Origin of the sequence: Microbacterium sp. 1154, from assembly GCF_031455375.1 — a bacterium.
In the GTDB taxonomy this organism is placed as follows: domain Bacteria; phylum Actinomycetota; class Actinomycetes; order Actinomycetales; family Microbacteriaceae; genus Microbacterium.
This window is the reverse complement of sequence record NZ_JAVDSN010000006.1, coordinates 93,667-107,362: the sequence shown is the minus strand read 5'-3', so window position 1 is coordinate 107,362 and position 13,696 is coordinate 93,667. Positions and strand designations below refer to the sequence as shown.

The 13,696-nt window shown below is 74.9% G+C and carries 2 protein-coding genes; both read right to left on the bottom strand.

Annotation, left to right across the window (positions count from 1 at the left end; genetic code table 11):
- Position 1: 1 nt before the first annotated feature.
- Positions 2 to 3,001, bottom strand: coding sequence for a hypothetical protein (locus J2X55_RS15825; RefSeq protein ID WP_309824569.1), 3,000 nt, complete (start codon positions 2,999 to 3,001; stop codon positions 2 to 4).
- 48 nt (positions 3,002 to 3,049) lie between these two features.
- Positions 3,050 to 13,669: a hypothetical protein gene (locus tag J2X55_RS15820; protein WP_309824568.1), complete on the bottom strand. Its 10,620-nt coding sequence runs from the start codon at positions 13,667 to 13,669 to the stop codon at positions 3,050 to 3,052.
- Positions 13,670 to 13,696: the final 27 nt, after the last annotated feature.

The following is a 13,696-nucleotide window of genomic DNA, read 5'->3' as shown; positions in this document are numbered from 1 at the left end:
CTCACGCCGCCGACGGCAGATCGCCGAGCCAACGGTCGTCCGTGTGCGCACGCAGGTCACCGCGCGCCTCCGCCGCCGAACGGAGCCTCGCGAGTGCCCGTTCGGTCCCGGCCCCCTCCTCGGCGAGGAGCATCCGGGCGGCGGGACCGCCGTCGCCCTCGAGCACGCGCAGACGGATGCCGGCGGGCAGCGCGATGTCCTCCGCCCCTGTCACACCGTGCAGCACGCGGTCGAGCCGACGGCCGCTCGTGGTCCAGATGAGCGCCTCGGCCGGACCGGTCGCCGGGCCGTCGGCGGCGGCGGCGACCAGCGGCATCCGCAGCCGGAGGACGTCACCCGGCGCGGCACCGGCGGCGGACGGGATGCCACGGACGACGACCGTCCGAGCGGTGGGGAGCATCGCGAGTCCCTCCGCGAGGCAGATGTGGAAGTCGAGGTCATACTCGGCGTGCGGCTCCGCTGCGAAGATTCGCACGAGCGAGAGGCCCGTCAGCATGGCGGAGCGGTCGCCGGTGGAGGCCCGCATGCCGGGCTGCTGCGCGAGCAGGTGCGACACGGTACGACTGGCGATGTCGTACCGCGGACCGAGCGCCGTCCGTACGCCGTGCCGCTGCTCCGCGGTCGAGCGGGCGCCGACGGGCACCTCGCTCAGACGGCGAGGGAGGGCGACGGCGGGCGGTTCGACGGACGAAACCGGCGCGCGCTCCGGCACCGATGAGGCCGGAACGGATGCCGCTTCGACCGCGCCGGCGCTCGCTTGCTCCGACGCGGGTGCGCTCGGCGATGCGGTGGCGGTCGTCTGCGCGGGCGGGGTCGCCCGTTGCGGTGCCGTCGGCCGGGCGGGAGCGGTCGTCTGTAGAGGCGCGGTCGGGGCCGGTGCGGCGGGCGGGGCGGGCGCCGCACCGGACGGGGACACGTGGGCCACGGGGTCGTGCGGGGAGGTGCGCCGTGGCTCGCCGGGGATGCTCCCCGTCCGCGAGGCGGGGCCGGGTGCGGGGGTGAACGCCGATCCCTGCAGGGCACGGGTCAGGCCCGCCCGCGGGGCGCCTCCGGCCTGCGGGGTCGCCGGTGTGGGGGCGGTCTGGACGGGCGGGGCTGGGGCGGCAGCGGGAGTGACGCCGGCCGTGGCGGGCGCGGCAGGGGCCGGGGCAGCCGGAGTGGCGGCGGCCGGGGTGGGCGCGGCAGGGGCCGGGGCGGGCGCGGCAGGGGCCGGGGCAGCCGGAGTGGCGGCGGCCGGGGTGGGGGCCGAGGCGGCCGACGGTGTGGCGGCGTCGGACGACGCCCGCGGGTGCTCCGCGGCGGGCGCGGACGAGGCGGCCGCCGTCGGCGCGGCACTCGACCGGGTCATGGGCGATTCGTGAGCGCCGGACCCCCCGTCGGAGACGGAAAGGGCACCGGGCTCGGGCGGAGCAGGCGACGACCGGTTCGCGTCGGCGTGCTCGCCCTCGAGGGCGGCCGTGGCCAGCGGGCCACGGGCTCGACGGCCGACGGCACTCCCTCGCGAGGGTCGGGTCTCGCCTACGCCGCCCACGACGGCGTCGACCGTGACCGGGCTCCCCGGCGACCGTGGCTCCTCGCCCCCCGAGGGGAGGGCGCGGTCCGCGGCGTCGGGGCGGTCCCGCCCGCCGACCGAGTGTCCCGAAGGATCGGACGACGACGTCACCGCGTCCGTGTTCCCGGTGGGTCCGACGGCCGTCTCGTCGGCGGCGACCGCTCCGTCGACCTCGGGGGTGTCACCGCTGGCATCCATGGTGGCTGCGACGAGCCTGCCGTCCGGAGTCAACGCGAGCGCCTCGATGGGCGCCCACCGGCCGGGATACGCGTCACGGACGACGCGCCGGGCCGTCGCATCGAGCGGGTGGATGGCGACGGTCCCGAGGCGCTCCAGGCGCGCGAGAAGGGGGGCGAGCAGGCGCGGCAGCCCCGTCGGCCGCCTCGCGCCGTCGCATTGCAGGTAGACGCCCAGCGCATCGCCGACCGTGGCGGCGGCGCCGGACTCGACGAGCCGCTCCCCCACCGGAGCCACCAGCAGCCCCGTCGGGACGATGTGCACCTGCCAGTCCGCGCTCGCCCGGCGACGTGTCCGCGCTTTCTCGTCGAAGCGGTAACCGCCCGCGGGTGCGGGCACGAGACCGGGCGGCGTCTCCCAACGCTCGAGGCGCACGGACCCGTTGGGGGCGCATACGCTCTCGGTCGCGAGCGTCGCCGGCGGCGTGGTCTCGTCCCCGTCGAGCCGGACCGACCTCCCGTCGATCTCGACCCCGTGGGCGATGCGGACCGGCTGTTCCAGCGTCGCGGCCAGGTCGCGCACGGTGGCGAGATCGAGGCTGCCGGGACCGTAGCCGACGAGCACGACCGCCGACCGCACCTCCGCGGGCAGTGCCCGCAGGACCGTCTCCAGCCGTTCCGGGCTCGGAGCCGGCTCCGCCGGGCTGCCCACGACGACGAGCAGCTGCTCCTCCCTGACCGCGACGCCCGCCAGACGGACGGCGTGGCGCGCCTCGGCACCCGCCGTCACCCAGAGCCCGGCGGGGATGTGCGCTGTTCCGGCCAGGTTCGCGGGGAGGTGCTGCTGCCACCTCGGGGCCGGGTAGCGCCGTCCGGAGGGAACGCGTGCGCCCTGCGGGGTCCGGGTGATCCAGCCGTCCCCCCTCCCGACGGAGAACAGCGTGCCCGGACACGGAAGAAAACGCCCCTCGGGCGCGACGACCGGAACACCGAGCAGTCGGGCCAACCGGGCGCTGCCTGTCTCTGCACCGTCCGCACCCTCCGCGGCGAGTCCCTCGGCCGGGACGACGACGGTGCCGTCGAGGTGGGGCCGCACCGCGTCGACGACCTCGGGCGCGGCCTCCCGCAGCGACTGCTCCAGAGCGGGCGTCGCCACCAGATAGCGCGCGGCCCGCAGCGGGGGCAATCCATCGAGAAGGGACGCGGTCTCCGCGTCGCCCGGGGCGGCGACGACGATCCCGAAACCCGTCCGTTCCACGGTGATCGACGACACGGCATCCCCTTTCCTCATCTCGACCACGGGCGCGGAGGCGTGCAGGGTTCATCTGGTCGCGGCAGTCCCGGCTGGTGCGCTCATTCCCGCGAGCGCATCGTCGAAGAAAGCCTGGGCGTCGAAGACCGACCCGTCCCCGGTGGTCGTGCCATCGGGAAGCAGGACGCCGTCGTCCTCGTGCTCGTCCTCCTCCTCGGGCACGTATCCCGACATCGGCGCATCGGGGATCCACACCGCACGCGGCGGAGGGGCGTCGGGAAGGTGGCCCGGCGACGGGAGGGGTGCCTGGACGGCTGGTGACGGGAGATCCCGGATGCCGTCGGCCGACGCCAACGGGGGCGGCGGCGCCGCGGGGGGCGGTGTCGTGGCGCGGGGCCGGGGCGGTGCAGGGCGGGAGGGCGGCTCGTCGACCTCGGGCTCTGCCGCCGTGACGTATTCCGCGTCGGACGGTGGCTCGCTCGGGGCTGTCACGTACTCGGAGTCGGTGTCGTCGACCGCGGCGGTCTGCGACGGACCGTCGGGTCCGGGCAGCGGCGGTGCACCCGGGACCGCCGGGTCCGGGACCGTTGGGGTCGGGACCGCCGAGGCGGGGACCGTTGGGGCCGGGACGCCTGGGACCGGCGGAATCGACGGGACCGACGCATCGTCGGTGGCGGAGGTCGACTCGCGGTCGTCGTCGCCGTCGTCCGAGCCCCAGCCGAAGCCCGACTGGTCGTCGGAATCGTCGCCGTCGGCCTCGTCGTCGGCCTCGTAGCCGTCGTCATCGCGCGCGGAGCTGTCGTCCTCAACATCCGTCTGAGCGTCCTCGGCGGCCTTCTCGGCGTCGTGCCGGCGCTGGTCCTCGTCGTGCCGGCGCTGTCTCTCCTCGAGGTCGTTCCGCTCGGCCTCGGCCTTCCGCTTCGCCTCCGCGTCCACCTCGGCCGTGCGCTCCGCCTCCGCCCTGCGCTTGTCCTCGGCTTCGCGACGCTCGCGCTCCTCCGCTGCCTTGCGCTCCGCCTCCGCCCTGCGATTCTCCTCAACTTCGCGACGCTCGCGCTCCTCCGCAGCTTTGCGCTCCTCGTCCACCCTGCGCTTGTCCTCGGCTTCGCGACGCTCGCGCTCCTCCGCAGCCTTGCGCTCCTCCTCGGCCTTGCGCTCCGCCTCGGCCTTGCGCTCCGCCTCCCGACGCTCGCGCTCTTCCTCCGCCTTGCGCTCTGTCTCACGACGCTCGCGCTCCTCCGCAGCCTTGCGCTCCGCCTCCGCCTTGCGCTCCTCCTCCGCCTTGCGCTTCTCCTCAGCCTCCCGACGCTCGCGCTCCTCCTCGGCCCTGCGCGCAGCCTCAGCGTCCGCCTTCCGCTTCTCGTCGGCTTTCCGCTCCTCCTCCGCCTTCGCCTGGGCCCTGCGATCCTCCTCGGCCCGACGTTCCCGCTCGGCCCGATCCTCTGCGTCCCGCGCCCGCTGCCGGGCCGCCTCACGTGCGTCGCGAGCCTCATCCTCGCGCGCCGCCGCCTTCGCGGTCTCGCGCGCGGCGTCGGCGTCACGGGCCTCGTCGCCCGCGATGTCGGCGGGCACCACGAGATCGAGGGCGCCGAGCTGCTGCTCCCATACCTGCAGCACCACGGGCACATCGATCTCGTCCGGTCGCCGCTCGCCGTCGCTGCTCACGACGGTCGTGGTCCCGGCATCCACCTTCAACCGCAGGTGCGCGTCGACGATGAACGACCGGCCCTTGTGCGTGATCTTCTCGGAGGTCTTGACGTCCTCCCCGTGTTCGTCCGTCCGGCTCGACGACACCTTCCACGACGGCGTGAACCCCCCGAAAGCGAAGCCGCCATCGGTCTCGCCGAACATGCCGAACTGGAGGGTCGCGCCCGTCTCGTCCGCCTGCTTTCGCCCGGCGGCCGTACCGGTGCCGAGGTCGACGGAATGCTTCAGCGTCGTCTCCGGCGCGGTCGTGTCCAACCGGATCGACGGCGCCACGAGCGCGCCGGAGACGGAGACGTGCGACCGGACGTCGCGGAAGGCCCCGCGGCGGGCGATGAGGTCGTCGGAGCGGAACGTCTCGCCCGAGACGATTCGCGGAAGCGCCGCGAAGAGCGAGCCGTCCGAGATCGACACACGCAGCGCCTCGTCGTAGACGTCGCCCGGCCGCTCGGCCCCGAGCGAACCGAGACGTGCGTGCACCGCAGCCCGGATGGCGTCGCCTCCCGTGTGGTCCCACCGCACGGGTCGCCAGGCTCCCGCCGCCGGCAGACGGAACTGCTTGGCGCTCGGCGCGGGCGGCGCGGACGCGATCACCTCCGGCGAGTTCTGCGGCTCGAGGATGTCGAGAGAACCCGTGAACGACAGCGGGGGAAGGGTCTGATGCGTTCCCTCGGTGATGCTGCGCGGCAGCATCGCGTCGATGGCACCGCTGACGTGCTCGTGGATCCTCACGTCCACGTCGAAGGTGACGGGGATGTGATGCTGCTCCAGTGCTTCGTGCTCGGCGGTGACGGTCACCGTCGGCGACACCGGCTCGGACGCGCTCTTGTCCCATCGGCGGTTGAACGCGGTCACGTCGTGCTGCGGGGCGATCTCCGCGCCCGGGTGGTCGATGTCGGCATCGGCCCGGGTGTTGAATCCCAGCCGACCGTCGGCTCCGACATCGACGGCGTGGAAGCTGCTGCTCTTTCGGGCGACGCCGTGCGACCGGTCCGTCGACAGCTTCTCCCCCGTCAGGGTCGTCCGCTTCTCGGCATCCGTCGGATCCGGTCGATGAGCGACGGTGACCTCGATCGTCGCCGTCCGCTGGCTGAACGAGCTTCCCGGCAGCGGGATCGTGACCCGGTTGGGGCCGACGATCGCATCGCGGAGGAACCCGGAGCCCGGCGCCTCGGTGAGCAGACGCCGAACCTCGGCGGCGATGAATCCGCGATCCGCGTCCCCGACGCCCGGCGGTCGCCAGGTGGCATCCATGGAGTCGAGATCCTGTGCCGAGATCGTGCTGTGCCCGACGACGGCATCGGAGTCGTCGCGGTACGGCGCGAGGGGGTCGCCGGTCCCGGTCGCCGAGGCACTCGGGGCGTTCGTCGCCGCGGTCCCACCGCCGGGCGACGGCTGCGGGCGAGGAAGCGGGGTCATCTCGTAGCTGCCCGGCTGCCCCACGGGACGAACCGACGGCGCCGTGCTCGGGCCCGCCGAAGCTCCCGTGCTCGGGCCCGCAGACGACCCGGTGACTCCCGAAGCGGGTGACGGGACGGACGGACCAGACGCCGGGGCCGCGGGAGCGTGAGCGCTCAGTTCGGGCGGCAGAGCGGCACCGTGTGCCAGCAGCAGCTTCGCGGCCTCGGCGGCGGGCAGCTCGACGTCCACGGACGCCGGCTCGTAGCGGGTGTACGAGGGGTTGTCGAACCCTCGACGCCACCGCCACCGGCGCAATTCCAGGGTGGGCGAATAGGTGCGTTCGGCGTCGAAGCGGAGGACGACTGTCTCCCCCGTCCGGCTGCGCTCCGTCGATCTGCCGGTCGACAGGCTGTGATCCGCGGATCGGCCGTAGGTGTACCCCGCCTTGATCCCTCCCTGCATGACGAAACGGTTCTTCGAGCCCGGCACCACCGCGCGCAGCATCGCGTCGCCGCCGACGCCGACGTTCCACTCCCGTGACGTTCCGACGCCCCGGTCTTCCCCGGAGCCGCGCGTCAAGGTCCGGTCCTGTCGGGTGGTGACGAACGTGGGGTTGCCCAGGCGCTGCTCCACCTCGACCGAGCCGCGCAGGTCGCCGAGCTTGCCGGTGAGCGTCATATCGCCCGTCGACACGTGGCGACCGCCGAGCCCGGCGTTCGCGATCGTGCGGAGTCCGGTGTCGGACGCGAGCGCCGCGACGGACGATGCGGTGACCTCGCCCGGCTTGGTGAAGGGCGATCGCGTGAGGGCGTGGGTGCGGGAGGTGGTGCCGGACGTGGTGTCGAAGGTCGACGGGCCCCAACTCGAGAAGTTCCCGCTGCCCCAGATGCGGCGGTGTCGCGCGCCGGGTCCGCGGGTGAGGTCGCCGCGCTTGGAGAGCGCGGCCTCGAGCACCTCGGCGTGCACCTCGTGCCCGTGGATGCGCTCGACCTTGGCGAAGGGGCCGAGAGCCGCGACGTCGATCGCGCGGAATGCGCTGTCACGGACCGCTCCCACGAGGGTGCGCCCGCCAGAGGAGGTCGGCGCGGCGCCGTCCAGCTGAGGACGACGCACGACGACCCCGCTCACCGGGATCGACCGGCCGGCATTCGGCGTCTCCGCGCGGTGCCGGCTGCTCGCCGGACCGCTTCCGAGGAGCCGGCCGCCCGCGAGAGCACGCTGGAAGACGTTCGCATCCGCGGTGGACTCGTGGACCACCCGGAGGGTCGTGTGTGCGGGATGGTACGCCGCGGGCGTGTCACCGGACGCCGCACGCGTCTCTTTCAGCGTCTGGGATGCCGAGCTCTTGACCGAACGCTGGTGCCCGGCGGATACCTGGGCGGAGGCGCGACCCCAATCCGGGCCGAGTGCGCTCGTCGCCGGGGCCCCGGACGCGGCGAGGAGCAGCCCCCCGAAGGTGATGCGCTGACCGCGCTTGGAGTCCACCGTCATCTCGAGCTTGCTCGCGAGGGACTCCTCGCGCTTGGTCGGAACGCTGGCGGTGGTGTCGTCGGCGTTGGTGAGGGCGATGTCGGCCTGCACGGTGACACGGTGCGTCCGGCCGCCCTCCTGCCAGGTGATGGCCGCCCCGCCGGTGGCGGCGTCGTGCAGTGAGGCCTTGCCGGCGTCTCCGTCGAACCGACCCGCAACGGCACCGGCGCCTTTCTCCGACAGCCCGAGTCCCGTCGCGATCTGGTCCGCCAGGTCCGGGGGCGCCGACACGAAGGAGTCCTTCGACGGATCGAAGGCGGTGTCGGCGCCCGGCGTCACGGACGGTGCGTTCCCGGTGGCGGGGGCGACGGCATCCGGCATCCACAGCCCACGCGCCGCGGCATCGGCGATCGGCACCGAGAACGTCGTACGGACCTCGACCGGCTGCGGAGCGCCGCGCCCCGACGCCACCCGGACCGTACGGGAGAGGGTGTAGACGGCCAGCTTGTCGTCGTCGCTGCGGGAGCTGGAGTGCTTCAGCTCCTTCGATCCACCGTGCTGGCCGCTCAGCGTCACGGTCAGGCCGCCGCCGGTGCGGAAGAAGCTGCGCACGCGCCCGCGCGCACCGATCGTGGCGTTCAGCTCGTTGTTCTTCGACCAGCCTGAGGAGAAGGCGGTGCTGCTCGCGGTCTTGCTCGACCCCGCGGACACACCGCGGAAGGTGACCTCCGGCGCTCTGGCATCCACCGAGAACGTCAGGGAGTCGCCCTTGGCCGCCGCCGCCCCCGACACCGTGAGCAGGCTCGTGAGCGCGTCGACGTCCCTCTGCGACGTCGGGCGGACGGCGGCGGTGTCGAGATGGGTGGCGCGCTGGGGACGGATGCCGCGGAGGTCGGCGCTGCGCGGGTCGGCGGGCGCCCCCGGCGCGCGTCCGCGTTGCGGGCGGGCGTGTGGCGCGGTGTGCTCCAGCTCGGGCATCGACAGGGTCATGTCGACGCGGACGGGTGTCGTCCTGGCGCCCGTCGTGAGTGCCAGGGACACCGCGGCGTGCGTGGGCGTCGGTGCGGTCGCCGGGGTCGCCGACTCGCTGAGCGTCGTCTTGACGCCGAGATCGGAGCCCGTGCCGGCGCCCAGGCCGAAGGTCACGGCGGGGTACCCCGGCCCGAAGCCCGCGGCCACCGTCACCTGCCCTGCCACCTGGTGGGAGGTGCTCAGGGACTTCTTGTCCCCGGTCTCCACGTTCTGCGTGCGAGAGAAGACATCCTCGGCCGGGGTCTCGGGCTTCGTTGTCGCCGGGGCGTCGGCGGTCGCCGCCGGTTTCGCCGCGGGCGCTGTCGGCGTCACGGCCGGCATGCGGACGTCGGTGCGACGCACCGCGGCGGTCTGCCCATCGACCGTGATGACCCCGGACGCGAGCACGCCGCGCCACGCGGCAGCGACCTCCGCCGCCGTCGACCGATCGTCCAGACCCAGGGACCGCGACACACGGTCCGGTCGCACGCCCAGATGACCGGCGACCTGGGTCCGCAGGTCGCGGGGGTCGTCGATGGTCGAGACGGGCAGCGGTTGGCCCTGGAGGAGGTCGTTGGCCGGATACTGCCGGTCCGGCAGTCGGTGTTCGCCGTCGGCGATGCGCTCGATCGCCCAGAGATGACGCGGATGCAGGGAGATGCGCCGCGCATCGGGCGACTCGACGGCGACGCCCAGGAAACGCAGCAGCTCGTGCGTCAATACCGCTCCGGATTCGTCGGCCCGCCACGTCCGCTGGTCCGTCTCGGTGACCGGCCTTCCCTCCGGCCCCCGGCCGGTCGTCCCCACCTCGTCGACGCCGGTGACGACCCGGACGGTGGCGTGCGCGGTCGCGGCGGTGGGGGTGAACTCGACGTCGAGCTGCATCTGATCGCCGCTGGGGAGCCGGTAGCCGCGATTCACGATGTCCGTCACGCTCGCCCGGGCGCGATCCTGTGCGGCGGTGATCTGTGCGTCGGTGACGCCGGTCCCCCGCACCAGGTGCACGCGCACGGTGTAGACCTGGATCGCTCGACCATCGGGGACGACGACGCGCGCTCGGTCGTAGGCGAGGCGTCCCTCGAAGCGGTCGGGCCGTCCTGTCCGCCTGTCGGTGCGCACGTCGGAAGCGGTCTGGTCGACGCGATGCGGCGTCGCGGACGCCAGTCGGGGGCGCCAGTCCGACTCGCGGACGGGGGTGGAGGGGTCCGACCACGTCGCTGTCGCATCAGGCGCGTGCCGCCATCCCTCGTCGCTCGCGGCGAGCCGTCGCGGATTCGGTGCCGGCGGCTGCGCAGTCGGCCGCGGAGAAGTCGGGCTGCCGTCGGTCCGCGAAGGGCCCGCGGTCGCCGGGGCGGGGGTTCGCGGCGCGCGGTGCGACCGTGGAGGCGGCGGGGGCGGAGAGAGGGTGGGCGACGCCGGAGCCGGAGACGACGAAGGCGTCGCCGCCGCGGGGGACGCCGCCGGCGCGGGCGCCACGGCCGTCGGTGAGGACGGCACCGCGGGGCGTGTGCTCGCCGGTCCCTGCCCCGGCGCCGGGTGGCCGCCCGCCTCCTGCAGCGCGCCTTTCTGCTGACCCGGGGCCGTGCCGACGGCCGCGAGCCCCGGGCTGACGCGCGCCGGCGTCGGGGCCGGTGTCGGTGAAGACGCCGGAAGGGCTGAGGGCAGCGCGGTCGATGCCTTCGGCTGCGTGGACGGCGACGACGTCGACCCCGTCGGCGGCGCTGACGGCGGGACGGTCGTCGGGGCCTTCGACGGCGCAGCTCCCGGTACCGCGTCCGTCGGCGCGGTCTGCCGTGTCGGTGCGGGCGTCCCCGAGGCGGGCGCCGGTGCGTCCGCGCGCGGCCCGGCCGCCGGCGCGACGGCCAGCCCGCCCGAGGCCATGTCGGCGGAAGAGTCGACCGCATCCGTGCGGCCCGGACGGCGACCGGATGCCGTCGCCTCACCCGGCGAGCCGTTCGGGGTCTCCGTCGGATCGGCCGTCGCGGAAACGGGAGCGGGGTCTCCCGCGGAACGCGCGCGATCGGGGGACGCCGCGGACGAGGCCGCCGGTGACGCCTCGGCCGACTCCCGCCCGTCTGCTGCGGAACTCTCTGCGCGGCGATCAGGCTCGACCTTGTCGGCCGGCGGGCGCGACGTGTCTGACCCGCCGTCGGGCGAAACGGGTGGAGCGGTGCCATCCTCGGCGTCGGTGCGGACGTCGTCCTGCGGTCGCCCCCGCTGTGCACCGTCCGCTCCGGCGTCGGCCGTCGGACCGGGCCGCGTGGTCGAGTCAGGCGTCGCGGTGGCGGGGGGCGTCGCCGACTGCTCGGCCGTCACCGTGTCAGCCGTCGGGTCCGGCGTCGCCGAGGGGCCGGCCGTCCCGGCGTCCGCCGCCGCGGGGTCGGGCGTCACCGCGGGGCGGGGCGTCACCGGGTCTAGCGGCGAGGGATCCGCTGACGTCGCGGGTCGAGACGTCGGCGCGTCGGACGTGGCCGGCCCGGGCGTCGGCATGTCCGTCAGCGCCGCGTCGGCCGTGACCCCTGGCTCGGGCGTCGCCGAGTCGGCCCGTCCCGGAGCCGGCGTCCGCACGGGTTCCGGAGCCGACGCGTCGGCCGGTGCCGGACCGGGGGTCGCCGCGTCCGACTCCGCCGGTGTGGGCGTCGCCGCTTCCGCCAGCACCGGGGCCGGCGTCGCCTCGCGTCGAGGCGTCGACGGGTCGGACGTCGCCGGCCCGGATGTCGCTGCCGGCTCAGCGGCGATCGGATCTGGCGTTGTCGTCGAGACGGGTGCCGGCACGGGTCCCGGCGTAGACGCGCCAGGCGTCGCCGGCCCGGAAGTCGCCACGTCGGAAGGCACCGCGTCGGCAGGCACCGCATCCGAACGCACCGCGCCGGGAGCGACTCCCGGGTCGGACGTCGCCGAAGCTGCCTGTCCCGGAGCCGGGGTCGCCACGGGTTCCGGCGTCGGCGCGTCGGCCGCCGCGGGGCCGGGAGTCGCCGCGTCCGTCGCCGTCGGGACCGGCGTGCCGACCGGGGCCGGCGTCTCGGCGGGGGCGGGCTCGGTCGTCGCGGCGGTGGTCTCGTCGGGCGCGACCGCGTCGGCCGGCGTCGCGGCGGGCATCCCGGCGACCGCCTCGCCGGGCCCCGCCGAGTCGGACGCCGCGCGGCCGGGTCCCGTGTCCACCGGTGCCGAGCCGGTGGGTTCTGCCGGCGCCGGGCCGGTCGCGTCCGTCGCCGCGGAGTCCGGCGTCGCCGTAGAGCTCGCCGTCACCGCGGGGTCCGCCGTCACCGCGGGGTTCGGTGTCGCCGTAGAGCCGGACGCCACCACAGGATTCGGCGTCACCGCGTCCGCGGGACGGGCGGGAGCCGGCCGCGCCTCGACACCGGGGGTCGTCGCCGAGTCGGGCGGCGCCGTCGGTCCGGTCGCCGTCTCGCCGCGGTCACCCGTCGCGCCTTCGCCGTCCGTCGTACGCGTCTCGGTCGGCGTCCCCGGTCCGCCGGAGGCCCCGGGGTGCGCGGTCGCCGCGTGAGCGGCGCCCGGAGTCGCGGACAGACCGACAGGATCCGGTGACGAGGGCTGTTCGGAGGGCACGGATGCCACCGGGCGCGGGGCGGTCGAATCGGTCCGTGCCGCCGCCCCGATCGAGGACTCGGCGTGCGGGCGTTCCCCCCGCGGCGCCGGCGGGAGGGTGGACCCGGACGGCTTCTCCGCACCGGAAGATCTCCGCCCGGGCTCCGGCCCTAGCCCGGCGCGGTCGGGTTCGTCCGCCGGGCGTCCGCCCGGGCCCGTGCCCGCTCCTGCGCCGGGCGTCCCGGTGGGCCCCGGGGTTCGTCCCGCCCCCGCGCCCGAGCCCGAGCCCGGAATCGTCACCGACATCGGGGCGGGATCCGCCGCGCCGCCGTCGGACGTCGCGACGGATCGATCGTCCCCGCGCGTCCCCTCGCCCGTGGCATCCCCACCGCCCGTGGCATCCCCGCCGCTCTGAGCGGACCCACCGCCGAGGTGGAATCCGGCAGCCTCGCCGAGGCCCGTGCCGATGCTGGACGATGCCGCCGACATCACTCCGCCGGCGCTGACATCGAACCCCTGGCCCTGGATGGCGTTGTACGTGCCCTCCGTCATCACCTCGACGAACGCCTCGCCGGCGAAGTCCGTGACGATGCCCTGACCGGTCTCTCTCCAGCCGTGCGGGCGTGGTCCCGCTCCCGTCGTCGAGGGAACCGGCAGCGACCCCGAGCCGCCCGGCGTCAGATTCGGGCCGGGCGTCGGGCTCGAGCTGGGCGTCGGAGTGGGGTCCGAACGGGGGCTCGGGGCCGGGCTCGGGGCCGGGCTGGGGCTCGGCGGCCGGCTCGAAGACGGCGTCGGACTCGAGCTGGGCGCGCCGTCCGGAACGTCGTCGCCCACGCCCTTTCCCGCTCCGGGCACGGCGATGTCGCCGGCGCCCTTGCCGAGGCCCTTGCCGATCGCCGCGCCACCGACGATGACGGCGCCGCCGAACATGCCCGCGAGGGCGCCGCCCGCCGCCGCACCGGAGGTCTTGTCACCGTCCCAGTCGGTGCGATTGCCCTCCGCCATCTGTGCGAGCTGCGCGACCGCGTCGATGGCGACCTCGCTCAGGACGTTGAACGCCGCCCCTTTCGCGATCTCGGCGAGGAGCTTGCGCAGCACCGTACGGAACAAGATGGAGTACATCGCCTTGCGCGCGGCGAGCCACGCCAAGGACGATCCGAACGACGGCACGGCCATGGCGATGGCCCAGGCGATTTCGGCGATGAGCGCGATCAGGGCACCGATCAGTGTGTACTTGGTGTACTCCACGTCGAGAGCGAGCTTCGCGAGGAACTGCGAACTCGAGAGCATCGATTCGGCGACCTCGCGCAGAGCGTCGCCCTCGGTGAGCGAGACGATGTACTGGTCGTACGCGTCGCGGCTTCTGCCGGTGAAGCCGCGCTGCGTCGCCATCAGATCGCGGCGCAGGTCGCCGTCGAGGTCGTTCAGCTCACGAGCCGCCATCTGCCAGCCCCGCGCGAGGTCGCGCAGCTGGTCCTCGTTCGCCATCGGGAAGCGCTCTCCCGCGAGCACCAGGAAGAGGTTCGCGGCCTCGTTGCTGACCATGAGCGCCATCGCGTCCCCCTTCCTCGATCACCCGGT